Origin of the sequence: Actinoplanes sp. NPDC020271, assembly GCF_044388125.1 — a bacterium.
Lineage (GTDB): Bacteria > Actinomycetota > Actinomycetes > Mycobacteriales > Micromonosporaceae > Actinoplanes.
On sequence record NZ_JBIRWQ010000004.1, the window covers coordinates 487,729 to 502,996 of the forward strand.

Sequence of the window (15,268 nt, forward strand, 5' to 3'; positions counted from 1 at the left end):
CCTGATCAGCGCTGCAAGCGGGCGATCAGCTCCTTCGGGGTGGTGACCGGGCGGTCGCAGACGAACCCCCGGCAGACGTACGCCGTGGCCCGCCCGTCGATCATCGGGCGGTCGGCCAGCAACGGAACGCCCGGCTGATCCGGCGCCCCCACGACGATCACCGTCCCGCCGGGTGCCTCCCGGTACGCCTCCATGACCAGCGGATCCGTCCGGTCGTCGGTGGCGACGGCGATCTCGTACGGCCCGGTCAGTGCCGCCTCCGCCACCATCGCCGAGTAACCCGCGAAGCGCGGATGCCCGCCGATCAGCGGCCCGGCCGTGGCCAGTGCCGCCTCGGCCGCCTCCCGGTACGAGGTCTCCCCGGTCAGCGCCGCGTAGGTCACCAGCGCCGCGCACACCGACGCCAAACCTGACGGCGTGGCGTTGTCGGTCGGGTCGGCCGGGCGGGTGAGCAGCTTCTCGGCGTCGTCGGCGGTGTCGTAGAAACCGCCCGAACCGGTGCCGAAGCGGGCCAGCGCGACGTCGAGCAGCGAGCCGGCCGACCGCAGCCAGCGCGGATCCGCGGTGATCTGGTGCACGGCCAGGAACGCCTCGGCCACGCAGCCGTAGTCCTCGAGGACCCCGGCGGGCTCGCCGGCCTGCCCGTCCCGCGAGACCCGGCGCAGCCGCCCGTCGACGACGTGCCGCTCGGCCAGCACCTGCGCCAACGTGATCGCGGCGTCGCGGGAAGAATCAGAACCGGCCAGTACGCCGTGTTCGGCGAGCGCCGTGACGGCCAGCCCGTTCCAGGAAGCGACCACCTTGTCGTCCCGTGCCGGCTGCGGGCGCTCGGCGCGGGCGGTGCGCAGGCGGACGCGCACGTCCTGCCAGCGCGCCACCAGGGCCGGGTCGGCGGAGTCGATGTCACGGCCGAGGACCAGCACGCTCTTGCCGTGTTCGAACGTGCCGTCCGGGGTGACGCGGAACAGGTCGGCGGCCCACGCGCCGTCCTGCTCGTCGAGCGCCTCGGTGAGCTGGGCGGGCGTCCACGCGTACGTCAGGCCTTCCACCCCGTCGGTGTCCGCGTCCAGCGCCGACGCCAGCCCGCCGGCCGGGGTGCCCAGGTCACGCAGCAGGAACGCGGCCGTCTCGTCGGCGATCCGGCGGGCGAACAGGTCACCGGTCACGCGCCACAGCTGGGTGTAGACGCGCAGCAGCAGCGCGTTGTCGTAGAGCATCTTCTCGAAGTGCGGAACGGTCCAGTGCGCGTCCACCGAGTAGCGCGCGAAACCGCCGGCGAGCTGGTCGTAGATGCCGCCCCGGGCCATCTGCTCGGCGGTGTGCCGGACCACCTCCAGCGCCTCGGCGGAACCGGTCCGCTCGTGGTGGCGGAGCAGGAACAGCAGATCCATGTGCGGGGGGAACTTCGGGGCGCCGCCGAACCCGCCGTACGTCTGATCCTGCTCTTCGACGAGACCCTGTGCCGCGGCCGCCAGCATCTCCGCCGAGATCGCCGCGGTCGGACCACCCACGAGCTGGGCCCCACCCACCGCCTCGACCACTGCGGCGCCCTGCTTGAGGACGTCGTCGCGCTGGTCCCGCCACGCGGTGGTGACCGAGGTGAGCAGGCGGGTGAACTGCGGTTTCGGGAAGTAGGTCCCGCAGAAGAACGGGTCACCGCCGGGCGTGGCGAACACGGTCATCGGCCAGCCGCCCTGCCCGGTCATCGCCTGCGTCGCGGTCATGTAGACGGCGTCGACGTCGGGGCGCTCCTCACGGTCCACCTTGATCGCCACGAAGTCCGCGTTGAGCTGCGCCGCGACCGCATCGTCCTCGAACGACTCGTGCGCCATGACGTGACACCAGTGGCAGGCGGCGTAGCCCACCGAGATCAGCACCGGCACGTCCCGCCGGCGCGCCTCCTCGAACGCCTCCGCCGACCACTCCCACCAGTCCACCGGGTTGTCACGGTGCTGCTGAAGATAGGGCGACGTGGCTTCGGCGAGACGGTTGGCCATACCCCCAGCCTCTCACGGCCGGGAGGAGCGGCGATCAGGAAGCGCCGTCGGCGCGGAGCGGCGTCACCGTCGCGGACGAGGATTTGCGCAGCTGGGAGAGGGCCTGGACGATCTTGTCAGCCGGCATCGGCTTGCAGAAGTGATAGCCCTGGGCCGACGGGCAGCCCAGCGCGATCAGCGCCGCCCGCTGCTCGATCGTCTCGATGCCCTCGGCCACCACCCGCACGCCGAGCCGGGCACCGAGTTCGACCGCACCGCGCACGACCGCACCCGCGGCCGGCTTGTCGATCATCTCGTCGACGAACGAACGGTCGATCTTGATCTCGTCGACGGGCATCCGGGTGACCGAGGAGAGCGACGAGAACCCGGTGCCGAAGTCGTCCAGGGACATCTGCACCCCGGTGGCCCGCAGCCGCGCCAGCACCTCGTCGACGATGTCCTGCTCGCTGACCGCCACCGACTCGGTGATCTCCAGGACGAGGCGGGACGCGGGGGTGCGGTGCCGCCGCAGCGCCTCGGTGACCTGGGCCGGGAAGGTCGGGTCGGTCAGGCTGCGGGCGGAGACGTTCACCGACACCGGTACGTCGATACCGGCCGCCGACCAGTCCGCGGCGGCCGCGAGGGCCAGGTCGAGGACCCGCCGCGTGAACGGGATGAGCAGCTCGCTGCGTTCGACCGCGGGCAGGAACTCGCCCGGGGAGAGCTGCCCGCGCCGCGGGTGCCGCCAGCGGACGAGGGCCTCGCAGCCGGTCGGCTCAGCGGTGATCAGGTCGACCGCGGGCTGCAGGTGCAGCACGATCTGGTCGTCGGCGGCGAACGCGTCCTGCAGCTCGGCGAGGAGCGCGAGCTGGTCGGTGCTGCTGGCGTCCTGGCTGCTGTCGTAGGTCCCGACGGTCAGCCCCTGTTCCTTGGCCCGTCCCGCGGCGAGCGAGGCGCGCCGGACCAGCTCGGTCACCTCGACCTGCCCGGCCGGGGCGACGACCGCGCCGACGGTCACCTCGACGGCCAGCCGCACCCCGGCGACCTGCATCGGCAGCCGCAGCTGCTCGACGAGTTCCCGGGCGCGGCGCAGGGCCTGGGCCAGGCTGTGCGGGGCGCCGTGGGCCCAGCCGGCCGGGTCGGCGAGCGCGGTCAGGGCCGGCATCAGCAGCGCGAACTCGTCGTCGCCGACGCGTGCGACCAGCTCGCCGGGCCGGGCCTGGTCGGTGAGCCGCTCGGCGATCACGCGCAGCACGTCGTCGCCGCCGCGGTGCCCGAGCGTGCTGTTCACGCCACGGAAGTCGACCACGTCGAGGAGCAGCAGGGCGGTGGGCCGGCCGCGCTCACCGGAGCGCAGCAGGGTGTCCCCCTCGGCGACCAGCGCGGCACGGTTGATCAGCCCGGTCAGCGAGTCGTGCACACGCATCTGCGCGACCCGGGCGTCCAGTTCGGCGATCCGCTGGTGGGCGGCCGCGTCGTGCAGGGCACCGGCCAGCGCTTCCCCGTACGCCGTGATCGCCGCCTCGTCGTGTGGCACCGGCAGGACCGGCTCGCCGAGCCAGACGGTCAGCTCGCCGACCGGCCGCCCGGCCACCGCCATGCTGCGGGTGACGGCCGGGCCGGAGCGGGCGACGTCCGGGTTCTGCCCCGGGCCCTCCTGGGTGTATCGCCGGCTGCCCTGCTCGGTGCGCAGTTCCAGCTCGGCCCGGCGGGCGCCGAAGACGTCCAGTGCGCCGCGCAGCCCGGCCCGGGCGACGTCGGCCTCGGTGGCGCCGGGGAATCGCGCCGTGGCGGCCGCGAACGCCTCCCACATCCGGCGCTGCTCGGCGGCGCGCAGGTGGAACCGGTACGCCCGGTGCAGCAGCCACAGCACCGGTCCGAAGGCGATCAGCCAGAGCGGCTCGCGGACCAGGGCGAACACCGCGCAGAGGCCGACGATGAGGTTGCCTGCCGACATCGGCGCCTTGGCGTAGAGCACCTTCGCGGCGACCTGCCCGGGCGGGGCGTCACGCTGCAGGATGAGGGTGAGCACCACCAGGCCGAACGTGATCAGCAGGTAGGTGGCCGCACCGGCCGCCAGCGACAGCGCGAGGCGCCCGCTGTGCACCCCGGCCCCGCCGGCCAGCAGCGAGGTGACCAGGGTGGCGGCGGAGGCGCCCAGGGTCATGGAGGCGACCAGGTGGACGATCTCGGCGACGTTGCGCAGCCCGGTCAGCCAGGCCAGCAGCAGCCAGGCCGCGCCGATGCCGGCCAGGGTGGCGGCCGGCAGCCACCCGGCCGGGCAGATGACCAGGCCGACGACCACGGCGGCCTCGGCCCAGCTCACCGAGACCGCGTCCGGCCCGAGCCGGAACCGCAGGCCGGCCAGCTGGGCGATGGCGGCGAGCACGGCCGCGACGCAGCCGCCGTAGACCGGGGACAGCGGGCTGCCGGGCGGCAGGTGCACCGGCTGCAGCGCGCCGAGCAGGGCGGCGGCGAGCGCGGCGACGACCACGGCGACGGTGAGGACGCGGGACGGCCGGTGGGCCCAGCGTGGGACGGTCATGGCCGCGCCCACCGTCGGGCGGCGGGCGGCACGCGACGATGCACGTGCAGATGGGACTGCGAGACTCGGCGCCGGAATGCACTCATCTCGGCGCCCCCTTCCGCGCAGGGTCCAGAAACCGTGTGGTCCCCGGCGGAAGGCTAAATCAATCCTGATGAACGCAACAGGGCTTGACGGTGGGCGACTGACCACACTCGCCACTCGCCGCGGCCCGCGACCCGGGCGCGACGAGCGACGTCATGATCACTGTGCGGGGCGGCCGGAGTCCGATGCGGACTCATGTTTCGGCTCCGGCACCGCCGTCACCTCGTCTTCCACGGCGGGAGTGGTCTTGGCCGATCGATCCGCTTCGACACGGTCAGCAACATCGCCGCCGGATCGCTCGAGATCGGCATCGAGCCGCGCGATTTCCGCCACACGAGCACGCTCGGCTTCTTCGTCAAAACTGTCGGGAAGCCGACGAATGCGCTTGTTCATGTTGCGGATCAACGCGACCGTCGCAATACACATCAGCACGATCAGGAACAGACCCGCCGGGCCGGCCAGGCCGCCGTCACGGGTGTCCCCGAAGTTGTTGACCGCGATAATGTCCACGCCCTCAGCCTACTGCTCAGGCGGCTTCGACCTTCTCCCGGATGCCCGCGAACAGGTCGGACTCCGGGACCGGGCTGTCGACCAGCGAGCGCGCGAGCTCGAAGTCCTCGGTCGGCCACACCTTCTGCTGCATCTCCAGCGGGATGTGGAACCAGAATCCGTCCGGGTCGACCTGGGTCGCGTGGGCACGCAGCGCGTCGTCTCGCACGGCGAAGTACTCCCCGCACTCGACCCTGGTCGTGATCTTGTCACCCCGGTCGGCGCGGTCCGACCATTTCTCCAGCCATTCCGCGTACGGCGACTCCCGCCCCGCCGCGAGCATCCCCTCGTGCAGCGCGAGCATCCGGGCGCGGGTCCAGCCGGAGTTGTAGTACAGCTTCAGCGGCTGCCACGGCTCCCCCAGCTCGGGGTAGAGCTCCGGATCGCCGGCCTGCTCGAACGCGACCACCGAGATCTTGTGGCACATGATGTGGTCGGGGTGCGGGTAGCCGCCGTTCTCGTCATAGGTGGTCATGACGTGCGGACGGAACTCGCGGATCAGCTTGATCAGCGGTTTCGCCGCCTCGTTCGGATCCTGCAGGCCGAAGCAGCCCTCGGGCAGCGGGGGCAGCGGGTCGCCCTCGGGCAGCCCGGAGTCGACGAAGCCGAGCCAGGCCTGGTCCACCCCGAGGATCTCGCGCGCCCGGTCCATCTCCTTGCGGCGGATCTCGGTGATGTTCTCCAGAACGTCCGGGTCGTCCTTCAGCTTCGGATTGAGCACGCTGCCGCGCTCACCCCCGGTACACGTCGCGACGAGCACCTGGACGCCCTCGGCGACATATTTCGCCATCGTGGCGGCACCCTTGCTGGACTCGTCGTCCGGGTGCGCGTGCACGGTCATGAGACGCAGTTGCTCTGCCACGTTGATTACCCTCTCGACCAGGCCTGCCGTCGGCGGTCCGGGATCGGCTGCGAAGATGGACTCTGCCATTCTGGCCGATCCCACCGACAACAAACGCACGAGAGGCCCCCAGGTGAGCGAGACGCGCGCCACAACTCCGGTCTACCCGCCCGGCCGGTACGGCCGACGCCGGGAGCCGGGCCGGCGCAGGTCGCTGCCGCTGGTGCTGGCGGCCGTCGTGTGCGGGGTCGTCGCCCTCGGCGTGAGCTGGGCCTACTACCAGAAGTTCGGTCAGACCGACTACAGCCCGGAGATCGTCGGGTGGAACGAGCCGACCGACGCCCAGATGGTGATCAAGTTCCGGGTCCGGGTGCCGGACGGCGAGGTCGCCTCGTGCATGCTGCGCGCCCGCGACTACCAGGGCTACGAGGTCGGGACCCGGACCGTCCAGGTGCCGGCCGAGTCGGGTGGCGGTGAGGTCGTGGTGACCGAGTCGGTGCCGACCACCGCGCGCGGCTCGGTGGGCGACGTGATGAGCTGCCGCCCGGCCTGAGCGCTGCCGCCGGGGATCGACCGATCCGGCCGGATGCGTACCGCTGGTAAGGTTAGTGATTCGCTGCGTTGACGACGCACTCCATTCCCGCACTGCCAGTTCCTGCTTTCGCAGTTCCCGTTCCAGCGAGGAGATCGACCGTGTCCAGTTCCGAGGCGCCGAAGACCTGGCTCTCCCAGGACGCTTACGACCGGCTGCAGGCCGAGCTCGACGAGCTGATCGCTGGCCGTCCGGCGATAGCCGCGGAGATCAACGCTCGGCGCGAGGAGGGCGACCTCCGGGAGAACGGTGGCTATCACGCGGCTCGTGAGGAGCAGAGCCGCGCGGAAGGCCGGATCCTCTACTTGAAGGAGTTCCTGCGCAACTCCGAGGTCGGCGAGGTCCAGGCCGCCGACTCGGTGGCGCCCGGCTCGGTCGTGACCATCTACTTCGACGACGACCAGGCCGACACCGAGACGTTCCTGCTCGGCTCGCGCGAGATCTCGTCGACCACCGACCTGACGGTCTACTCGCCGGAGTCGGCGCTCGGCAAGGCGATCCTCGGCTCCCGCCCGGGCCAGACCGTGACCTACACGGCCCCCAGCGGCGCCGACATCAAGGTCACGGTCGTCAAGTTCGGCGCCTTCGAGGGCTGACCAGCACGTTCGTGAGACAGCCTCCGCCGGTTCGCCGGCGGAGGCTGTCCCCGTTACGCCTCACCCACGCGAGCACGGCCACACAAGAGCCCGGGCTCACCAGTGCGCGGTGGCCAGTTCCCGGCGCACACGCTCGTAGTGCGCACCCAGTTCCTCGTCCATCCGCGCCTGCTCCGCCTCGGTCACGATCACCGCGGCCGGCTGGGCCGCACGGGCGGCGAGGAGTCCGGCACGCAATCCCGCCGGCGGGTGAGAAGCAAAAAGCGATGCCTCAGTACGGCGGCTGAGCTGCCTCAGCGCCGGAATGTCCCCGGCCAGCCCGGTCTGCGCCTGCCGTCCCGCCGCCGACCAGGCCGCCGCGCCGTTGCCCGCCCGCGCCTCGCGCCGCACGACCGTGTCGATCGCGTCGTACAGCAGGGACGTGTCGGACAGCCGGATCGCCGCCGCACTCCCGGCCACCTTCGCCGCCAGTTCGTCGGCCAGGTACTCGGCGCGCTGCGAGTCACGCCGACTGATCCAGAGCAGCAGCAGGTGCAGCAGCCCGACGAGCCGCGCGAGAGTTCCGGCCAGCAGGTCCAGCAACGCCTCGGCGATCATTCCCAGCAGGCCGCCGGTGCGGGTCCGCCGCCCGTCCGGCCGCAGCAGGTAGGCGACCGCGCCCAGAGTGCTCCCCGCGGCCTGGGTGACCAGACCCCGGCGGATGTCCCCGTTCACGAAGTGGCCGAGCTCGTGACCGAGCAGGGCGACGCGTTCCTGCGGGTCGAGCACACTCCACAGCTGGGCGCCGAGGGTCAGCACCCGGCGCCGGCGCACCCCGACCGTGGTGGTGGACGCGTTGAAGTCGGCGGAGAGCAGCACCACGTCGGGCACCGGCGTCCCGGCCGCCGCGGCCACCCGGTCGATCACCGCGAACAGGGCCGGCGCCCTGCCCCGGTCGAGCTCCTCGGCGTCGCGGGTCAGCGCCGAGAGCCGGCCCAGCCGGGGCCGCAACACCACGGCGATCAGGACGAGCAGCGCCCCGATCAGGTTGATCGGCGTGAAGAAGTCGTGGACGAGCAACACGACGCCGGCCACGAAGAGCGCGGCGACCAGCGCCAGCAGCACGACGGAGACGGCAGTCGTGGCGATCCGGGCCGCCGTCGCCGCGCGGGCGAGCGACGGCGCGTCCCGCAACTCGGCGAACTGGCGCTCGGTCAGCCAGTACGCGGTCCGGAACAACCGCCGGTCGACCCAGCGCCAGCCGATCTCCGGCCGCCGTTCCTTCTCGAAGTGGTCCAGGTTCCATTCACAGGCCGGGCACCACGGCTCGGCCGAACGCTTGCTGATCGTTGCCGCCGCACACTTCGGGCAGCTCTCCCCCGTCGACACGGCTGGTGATCATGCCGGGCGCATCGATCACCGGCAACCCCCTTTCAGGGGGTGGCGTCGGCCAGCAGCGAGACCCGGTAACCGGCCTCGCGCAGCGCGCCGATCAGCGCCGACGAGTGCGCCGGCCCGCGCGTCTCCACGGAGAGCGCCACCTCCGCCTCGCCGAAGCTGAGCCGCGGGCTCTGCCGGGTGTGCTCGACGTCGACCACGTTGGCCCGCTGCTCGGCGATCTGGCCGAGCAGCCGCGCGAGCTGACCGGGCCGGTCCGGGCAGCGCACCGCGAGGCGCAGGAACCGGCCGGCCGACGCGAGCCCGTGCTCGATCACCCGCAGCAGCAGCATCGGGTCGATGTTGCCGCCGGACAGGACCGCGACCACCGGCCGGCCGTCCCGCGGCGGCACGTAGGCGCCGGTGAGCAGGGCGGCCACCCCGGCGGCGCCGGCCGGTTCGACCACCATCTTGTGCCGTTCCAGCAGCACCAGCAGGGCGGCCGAGAGGTCCTCGTCGGTGACCGTGACGATGTCGTCGACCAGCTTGGAGACGTGCGCGAACGTCAGGTCGCCGGGTCGCAGCACGGCGATGCCGTCCGCGATCGTGGCGAGCGCGTCCAGCTTGCGCGGGGCGCCGGCCGCCAGCGAAGGCGGGAACGCCGCCGCCCCGGCCGCCTGCACGCCGACGATCCGCAGGTCGGGGCGCAGGGCTTTAGCGGCAACGGCGAGACCGGAGATCAGGCCGCCACCACCGACCGCGGTGACGATCGTGCCGGCTTCCGGGCACTGCTCGAGGATCTCCAGGGCGAGGGTGCCCTGGCCGGCGATCACGTCCGGGTGGTCGAACGGGTGGATCAGCACCGCGCCGGTGCGCCGGGCGAATTCGTGCGCCGCTTCCAGCGCGTCGTCGACGCTCGTCCCGGCGTACTCCACGGCCGCGCCGTACCCCTTGGTCGCAGTGACCTTGGGAAGCGGTGCGCCTTCGGGCATGAAGACGGTCGCCTGGATGCCGAGCAGCCCGGCGGCGAGCGCGACACCCTGCGCGTGGTTGCCGGCACTGGCCGCGACCACCCCGCGAGCGCGATCGGTCTCGGACAGGCGGGAGATCCGGGTGTACGCCCCGCGCACCTTGTACGACCCGGCGCGCTGCTGGTTCTCGCACTTGAGCCAGACCGGCACCCCGGTGATCTCGCTGAGCGGCCGGGAGGTCACCAGCGGCGTGGTCTTCACGACCCCGCCGAGATTTTCCCGCGCCGCTTCGACGTCGGCCAGGGAGAGCAGGTCCGTCATGGCGCTCATCGTGCCACCGAGCCCGATGAGCGCGGCATCACACCAGGGCGTGGCGCTGCCAGGGGTTCTGAAGCTCGAACTGACCGGCCAGCGAGAGCAGCAGCAGCTCCGAGTCGGGCGGCCCGACCAGCTGCACCGCGAGCGGCAGGCCGTCGGGCCGGAAGCCGACCGGAACCACGATCGCGGGCAGCCCGGCGAAGTTCCACGGCGCCTGGTACGGCGCGTACTTCGCGTTGGCCTGCATGTTATTCACCCAGGACAGCGACGAGAACGACAGCGCCGGCGGCGGCGCGGTCGCCAGCGCCGGGGTGAGCAGCACGTCGACGCCCCGGTCGGCGAAGAACCGGATCGACCGCTCGCGCCAGGCCGCCCGCTGCGACTCGCGCACCAGCCCGGCTCTGGTCACGGCCTTGCCGAGCCGGATGTGCCGCTGCGTCCTCGGCTGCAGGGACCGAAGATCAAGACCTTCCGAATTACGGTACGCCCCGGCAAACCACGTCGCGAGCACCCCGAGCGCGACCGACGTCGGGTACTTCGGGTCCGCCTTCAGCGTGTCGTGCCCCGCGTCGACGAGCAGCTTGGACGCCTTCGCGACGGCCGAGACGTTCGCCTCGTCGGGCTTGACGCCGGCCACCGGCGAGCGCAGCGACACCCCGACCCGCAGCTTCGACGGCTCGACCAGTTTCGCCGGCGCCTGACCGGCGAGCACGCTGAAGCCGAGCACGGCGTCCGCCACCGTGGTGGTCAGCACCCCGTTCTCCACCAGGCCGAACCAGTCCATGTCGCCGAAGTCGACCGGCACCACGCCCTTGCCCGGCTTGAGCCCGACCAGGCCGCAGCAGGCCGCCGGGATCCGGATCGAGCCCAGCCCGTCGTTGCCCTGCGCGATCGGGACCAGCCCGGCCGCCACCGCGGCGGCCGAGCCGCCGGAGGAGCCACCGGGCGTACGTTCCAGGTCCCAGGGGTTGCGGGCCGGCCCGTCGGCGTCGTCGGTGGTCGCCCAGAGGCCCATCTCCGGCATCTTCGTCACGCCGACGACCACCGCGCCCGCCCCGCGCAGCCGGCGGACCACCTCGTGATCGGTCTCGGCCACCTCGCGGGTGCGGGCCGCCGCCGAGCCGTGCCAGGTGGGCAGGCCGGCGACCGCGGTGTTCTCCTTGACCGCGACCGGCACCCCGGCGAGCGGCAAGTTCGCCAGGTCCTCCTGGTCGTCGACCTTCTCCGCCTCGGTGATCGCCTCACCGCCGCGGACCACCCGGAACGCGCCCAGCGCCGGGTCGGAGATCGCGATCTGCTCCAGGTGGTCGGCGACGACCTGGGTGGCATTGGTGTCCCCGCGCCGCACCGCACGGGCGATCTGCTTCGCGGTGGCGCCCACCCAGGTCGTGCTCTCCATGCCCGAAGTCTCCCGCGTCCCGAGGTCCCTAGCCGAGCGCCTGCTCCAGGTCAGCGAGCAGATCGTCAACGGTTTCGATGCCGACAGACAGTCGCACGAGATCGGCGGGAACTTCAAGCGCTGAGCCCGCAGCCGACAGATGTGTCATCTGGCCCGGGTGCTCGATCAGGGACTCGACGCCACCGAGCGACTCGGCCAGCACGAACAGCTTCGCCCGGTTGCAGATCTCGATCGCCTGGTCGCGCCCGCCGGCCGCCCGGAACGACACCATCCCGCCGAACCGGCTCATCTGCTTCGCGGCGGTCTCGTGGCCGGGGTGGGTGTCCAGCCCCGGGTAGAGGACGCTCGTGACCTTCTTGTGCTCGCTCAGGTATCCGACGATGCGCTCGGCGTTGTCACAGTGCCGGTCCATCCGTACGCCCAAGGTCTTGATCCCCCGCAGGGTCAGCCACGCGTCGAAGGGGCCGTTGACCGCACCCATCGCGTTCTGGTGGAACGCCAGCTCGTCGCCGAACCCGGCGTCCGCCACCACCAGCGCACCGCCGACCACGTCGGAGTGCCCGCCCAGGTACTTCGTCGTCGAATGGATCACCACGTCCGCGCCCAGGGCCAACGGCTGCTGCAGGTACGGCGAGGCGAACGTGTTGTCGACGGCCAGAAGAGCGTCGTACTCGTGGGCGAGCCCACCCAGCGCCGTGATGTCGGCGATGTTCAGCAGCGGGTTCGTCGGGGTCTCGGCCCAGATCAGCCGGGTGTGCCCGGGACGGAACGCGGCCCGCACCGCGTCCAGGTCGTCCAGCGGGGCGGCGGTCCAGTCCAGGCCCCAGCGCTCGGCGACCTTCGAGAAGAGGCGGTACGTGCCGCCGTACGCGTCGTTGGGGATGACCACGTGGTCGCCCGGCCGGCAGACCGTACGCAGCAGCGTGTCCTCGGCGGCGAGACCGCTGGCGAAGGCCAGGCCGCGACGGCCGCCCTCGATCGCCGCGAGGCACTCCTGCAGCGCGTCACGCGTCGGGTTCCCGGACCGGCTGTACTCGTAGCCGAGCCGGGGAGCGCCGACCGCGTCCTGCGCGTACGTGCTCGTCTGGTAGATGGGCGGGACCACCGCGCCGGTGCGGGGGTCCGGGTCCTGGCCCGCGTGGATCGCGAGGGTGTCGAACCCATAGTCATCGGTACTCATGTAACGCAAGGCTAGTCTCACCCTGTGGCCGACTGCGTGTTCTGTGGGATCGTGGCGGGATCGGTGCCGGCGTTCGTCGTCGCCGACGGGCCGGACGGGATGGCGTTCCTCGACACCCGCCCGGTCTTCAAAGGGCACGTCCTGGTCGTCCCGCGCCCGCACATCGTCCAGCTGACCGAATTGGATCCTGCGCTATTGCCCGGATATTTCGGGCTTGTTCAACAGATCGCGCGCGTCGTCCCGGCCGCACTCGGATCGACCGGCACATTCGTCGCGATGAACAACCTGGTCTCCCAATCCGTCCCGCACCTGCACACCCACGTCGTTCCCCGCACCAAGGGCGACGGCCTGCGCGGATTCTTCTGGCCCCGGCACAAGTACGCGAGCGACGACGAGGCCGCGGAGTACGCCGAGCGCATTGGTAAGGAATACCTCCGTCCCGGTGTTACCGACACTGGACGAAGGGAGTGACCGTGTTCCTGCGGCACAAGAAGCTTGACCTGCCCACCGCCGAGACCGCTCTGCCGGGCCGGCTGATGTCCACGCCGGTCGCCGACCGCCACGAGGTCCTCGGCAACCCGCTCGAGGGCCCCTGGCCGGCGGGCTACGAGGTCGCCGTCTTCGGGATGGGCTGTTTCTGGGGCGCCGAGCGCATCTTCTGGCGGCTGCCGGGCGTCTGGTCCACGTCGGCGGGTTACGCGGGTGGTTTCACCACGAACCCGACGTACGAGGAGGTGTGCTCCGGCACCACCGGCCACACCGAGGTCGTGCAGGTGGTCTACGACCCCAGCAAGATCAGCTATGCGCAGCTGCTGAAGGCCTTCTGGGAGAACCACGACCCGACCCAGGGCATGCGCCAGGGCAACGACGTGGGCACCCAGTACCGCTCGGCGATCTACACCACCACCGACGCCCAGACGGCGACGGCGAAGGCCACACTGGCCGCGTTCCAGCCGGTGGTCACCAAGGCCCGCCTCGGCGAGATCACCACGGAGATCAAGCCGCTCGGCAAGTACTACTTCGCCGAGGACTACCACCAGCAGTACCTGGCCCCGACCAAGAACCCCAACGGCTACTGCAACCACGGCCCCAACGGCCTGTCGTGCCCGATCGGCGTCGCCAAGGTTGCCGAGTAGCCGTCTGATCAGCGCAGATACAACGAAAGCCCCTCCCCGAGGTCATTCCGGGGTGGGGCTTTCGCTGTCGCGGGTCGGTACGTCAGCTCGGCGAGCTCGGGGCCGCGCACCTCCTCATCGCGCGGGAGGACCGTCTCGTCGTGCGTCGGCGCGTTGCGGCGGCGGCGCTGCTCATCGGGCTTCGGCGCGTGCACGGTGCCGCGTGCCATCAGTTCTCCTCTGCTTCTGATCAATGGCGCAGGTCTGCACAATCGCTTGGTATGAGTCATGAGCAGCTACGCCAGGACGGCTCCACAGCGGAGCTTGAAGTCGTCTTCGAGAGAACGCGCTACAAGATCCGCGATGGGCAGGTCTACGCGTGGCGTCAAATCATGGGGGCGAACCAGGCGGGCAACGGCTCCGGTTTGTTCGATTGGGTCGCAGTTGCCGCACCGGTCGCGGCAGCGGTTACCGCCGTTGCACGAGAAGCTCTTCGGCAGCATGGCGAAACGAAGCGTGAGGAGTTGCGCCAGAACGGCGAGACAACGCGAACGGCTCTGACGGGCAAGTTGCCTGACGCAAGGGCGATCGAACCGGTAACCGATGATGACTCAGAGCAATAGCAGACAGTAATTGGGCTTTGGTGTTCGGCGACCTCGACGCCCGTACGCGGCCGGGGATCGCAGCTCGATTTCTCAGCTCGCGTGCCTGCCGGGTAATGTCGCCGGTTCTCTCTGCGTCGATGCGCGCGGTCTCCTCCAGCGTGAGGTCGAAGCGCCGGGCCGTGGAGTTCACGAAGTCCTCGCGGGTCGGTGCTGGCGGACGGCGCGCAGTCGCGGTGGCGACGATTTCGCTCAGACGGTCATCGGATACCAACAAAGGACGCTCCCCGGGCTTGATCTCCGGTGGCCGCTCGCCTGTCCGGACACCACCGAATGCGCGTCATTGGTCCCCGCAATCGACGCGCGCCTTTCCGCAGTTCGGATGGGCAGGCTTGCTGACTCCGGCGCAGATGCGACGCGCGGGAGGCGGACGGTAATGCTGGTCCCTCGCACCGAGCACGTCGGCGAGCGCCCCTCGTGGGACTGCAAGGTCTGTGGCCAGCCGTGGCCCTGCGCCACCGCCAAGGCCGAACTCACCGAGCAGTACCGCAACTTCCCGCGTGGCTTGGCGGTCAGCCTCGGTTCCTTCCTGCTGGAGGCGATTGATGACTGCTCGGTGGGCCAGGGCGGGCCGTCGGCCGATTTGTATGACCGCTTCCTCGGCTGGGTAGAGCCCGGCCCGTCGAAAAAGTCGGAGGATCGAAATGTGCGTAATGATCCGATCACCGCCCTCAGCAGGCACGACAACGACCCTGTTGGGTCCGCAGCGGCACCGAGACCGTGTCCGTCGATGGCTCAGAAGTCGTCAGGGACAAGATCGCATTGAAGCTGAACAGGGTGGAGAAGGGCACAGCCCTGGAGCACGCGGTCCTGGATGTGCTCGATGAGCGGGGGAGCAGAACCGATGAGGATGCCGACGACGATGGCAGCCGCGGCCGGTCGATGGTCCTCGCCGCGCACGAGCAGCGAGCCAGAGGCCGGTTGCTAGCTGGCGTGCCGCTGGCGGCTTGCTCGATTTACCTCACGGTACGTGGCTGACCACTAGCACCGAGCGCGGAAAGGGTCGATAGTTGAGACTCGTTCGCATAAATTCCGTGCGGAACCTCGCCCAGGGCTCCACCTGAATTCCCCAGCCACTAACATT

Annotated in this window: 15 protein-coding genes; 6 read left to right on the plus strand and 9 right to left on the minus strand. The window is 70.9% G+C overall.

All coding sequences use genetic code 11. The annotated features are described in order from the left end of the window. Positions 1-5: 5 nt before the first annotated feature. From ACH442_RS12395 to mca, 4 genes are all read right to left on the minus strand, one after another. The gene (locus ACH442_RS12395) at positions 6-1,997 is read right to left on the minus strand and encodes a thioredoxin domain-containing protein (protein WP_396338029.1); all 1,992 of its coding nucleotides are present in this window, start codon (positions 1,995-1,997) and stop codon (positions 6-8) included. A gap of 34 nt (positions 1,998-2,031) precedes the next feature. Next, positions 2,032-4,521 carry a putative bifunctional diguanylate cyclase/phosphodiesterase gene (locus ACH442_RS12400; RefSeq protein ID WP_396338030.1) on the minus strand — a complete coding sequence of 830 codons (2,490 nt, stop codon included), beginning with the start codon at positions 4,519-4,521 and terminating at the stop codon, positions 2,032-2,034. A 243-nt stretch (positions 4,522-4,764) separates the two neighbouring features. Further along, complete coding sequence (locus ACH442_RS12405; RefSeq protein WP_396338031.1) at positions 4,765-5,115, minus strand: hypothetical protein; 351 nt, start codon at positions 5,113-5,115, stop codon at positions 4,765-4,767. Positions 5,116-5,131: 16 nt separating this feature from the next. Beyond that, positions 5,132-6,016 (minus strand): mycothiol conjugate amidase Mca, encoded by an 885-nt coding sequence (gene mca / locus ACH442_RS12410; protein ID WP_396338032.1) that lies wholly within the window; start codon positions 6,014-6,016, stop codon positions 5,132-5,134. Positions 6,017-6,071: 55 nt separating this feature from the next. Here mca and ACH442_RS12415 point away from each other — a divergent pair, with 55 nt between their 5' ends. Together ACH442_RS12415 and greA are read left to right on the plus strand one after the other, a co-directional pair. Beyond that, positions 6,072-6,548: a DUF4307 domain-containing protein gene (locus ACH442_RS12415; protein WP_396338033.1), complete on the plus strand. Its 477-nt coding sequence runs from the start codon at positions 6,072-6,074 to the stop codon at positions 6,546-6,548. A 140-nt stretch (positions 6,549-6,688) separates the two neighbouring features. Beyond that, positions 6,689-7,183, plus strand: a complete 495-nt coding sequence (gene greA / locus ACH442_RS12420) for a transcription elongation factor GreA (RefSeq protein WP_396338034.1) — start codon at positions 6,689-6,691, stop codon at positions 7,181-7,183. Positions 7,184-7,279: 96 nt separating this feature from the next. Here greA and ACH442_RS12425 read toward each other — a convergent pair whose 3' ends face one another. The 4 genes from ACH442_RS12425 to ACH442_RS12440 are packed head-to-tail and all read right to left on the minus strand — an operon-like array spanning position 7,280 to position 12,407. Then, a complete protein-coding gene (locus ACH442_RS12425; protein WP_396338035.1) occupies positions 7,280-8,551 on the minus strand; it encodes a M48 family metallopeptidase in 1,272 nt (423 codons plus the stop codon). A 44-nt stretch (positions 8,552-8,595) separates the two neighbouring features. Continuing rightward, the gene (gene ilvA, locus ACH442_RS12430; protein WP_396338135.1) at positions 8,596-9,831 is read right to left on the minus strand and encodes a threonine ammonia-lyase; all 1,236 of its coding nucleotides are present in this window, start codon (positions 9,829-9,831) and stop codon (positions 8,596-8,598) included. Positions 9,832-9,868: 37 nt separating this feature from the next. Then, positions 9,869-11,227 (minus strand): amidase, encoded by a 1,359-nt coding sequence (locus tag ACH442_RS12435; RefSeq protein WP_396338036.1) that lies wholly within the window; start codon positions 11,225-11,227, stop codon positions 9,869-9,871. A gap of 28 nt (positions 11,228-11,255) precedes the next feature. Beyond that, on the minus strand, positions 11,256-12,407 hold the full coding sequence (locus ACH442_RS12440) for a cystathionine gamma-synthase (RefSeq protein WP_396338037.1): 1,152 nt from the start codon (positions 12,405-12,407) through the stop codon (positions 11,256-11,258). A gap of 24 nt (positions 12,408-12,431) precedes the next feature. Here ACH442_RS12440 and ACH442_RS12445 point away from each other — a divergent pair, with 24 nt between their 5' ends. Together ACH442_RS12445 and msrA are read left to right on the plus strand one after the other, a co-directional pair. Continuing rightward, positions 12,432-12,878: an HIT family protein gene (locus ACH442_RS12445; RefSeq protein ID WP_396338038.1), complete on the plus strand. Its 447-nt coding sequence runs from the start codon at positions 12,432-12,434 to the stop codon at positions 12,876-12,878. 2 nt (positions 12,879-12,880) lie between these two features. Continuing rightward, positions 12,881-13,543, plus strand: coding sequence for a peptide-methionine (S)-S-oxide reductase MsrA (msrA, locus tag ACH442_RS12450; RefSeq protein WP_396338039.1), 663 nt, complete (start codon positions 12,881-12,883; stop codon positions 13,541-13,543). Positions 13,544-13,551: 8 nt separating this feature from the next. Here msrA and ACH442_RS12455 read toward each other — a convergent pair whose 3' ends face one another. Beyond that, entirely contained in the window at positions 13,552-13,752 is a 201-nt protein-coding gene (locus tag ACH442_RS12455) for a hypothetical protein (protein ID WP_396338040.1), read from the minus strand. Positions 13,753-13,803: 51 nt separating this feature from the next. Here ACH442_RS12455 and ACH442_RS12460 point away from each other — a divergent pair, with 51 nt between their 5' ends. Next, positions 13,804-14,145, plus strand: coding sequence for a hypothetical protein (locus tag ACH442_RS12460; RefSeq protein WP_396338041.1), 342 nt, complete (start codon positions 13,804-13,806; stop codon positions 14,143-14,145). Between the two features lie 759 nt (positions 14,146-14,904). Then, the gene (locus ACH442_RS12465) at positions 14,905-15,162 is read left to right on the plus strand and encodes a hypothetical protein (protein WP_396338042.1); all 258 of its coding nucleotides are present in this window, start codon (positions 14,905-14,907) and stop codon (positions 15,160-15,162) included. Positions 15,163-15,268: the final 106 nt, after the last annotated feature.

What these genes read in the sequence shown, in the direction of transcription:
- ACH442_RS12440 (WP_396338037.1), bottom strand. Translation starts at nt 12,407, where the DNA reads ATGAGTACCGATGACTATGGGTTCGACACCCTCGCGATCCACGCGGGC.
- ACH442_RS12415 (WP_396338033.1), top strand. Translation starts at nt 6,072, where the DNA reads ATGGACTCTGCCATTCTGGCCGATCCCACCGACAACAAACGCACGAGA.
- ACH442_RS12435 (WP_396338036.1), bottom strand. Translation starts at nt 11,227, where the DNA reads ATGGAGAGCACGACCTGGGTGGGCGCCACCGCGAAGCAGATCGCCCGT.
- ACH442_RS12400 (WP_396338030.1), bottom strand. Translation starts at nt 4,521, where the DNA reads ATGACCGTCCCACGCTGGGCCCACCGGCCGTCCCGCGTCCTCACCGTC.
- ACH442_RS12395 (WP_396338029.1), bottom strand. Translation starts at nt 1,997, where the DNA reads ATGGCCAACCGTCTCGCCGAAGCCACGTCGCCCTATCTTCAGCAGCAC.
- ACH442_RS12460 (WP_396338041.1), top strand. Translation starts at nt 13,804, where the DNA reads ATGAGTCATGAGCAGCTACGCCAGGACGGCTCCACAGCGGAGCTTGAA.
- ilvA (WP_396338135.1), bottom strand. Translation starts at nt 9,831, where the DNA reads ATGACGGACCTGCTCTCCCTGGCCGACGTCGAAGCGGCGCGGGAAAAT.
- ACH442_RS12455 (WP_396338040.1), bottom strand. Translation starts at nt 13,752, where the DNA reads ATGGCACGCGGCACCGTGCACGCGCCGAAGCCCGATGAGCAGCGCCGC.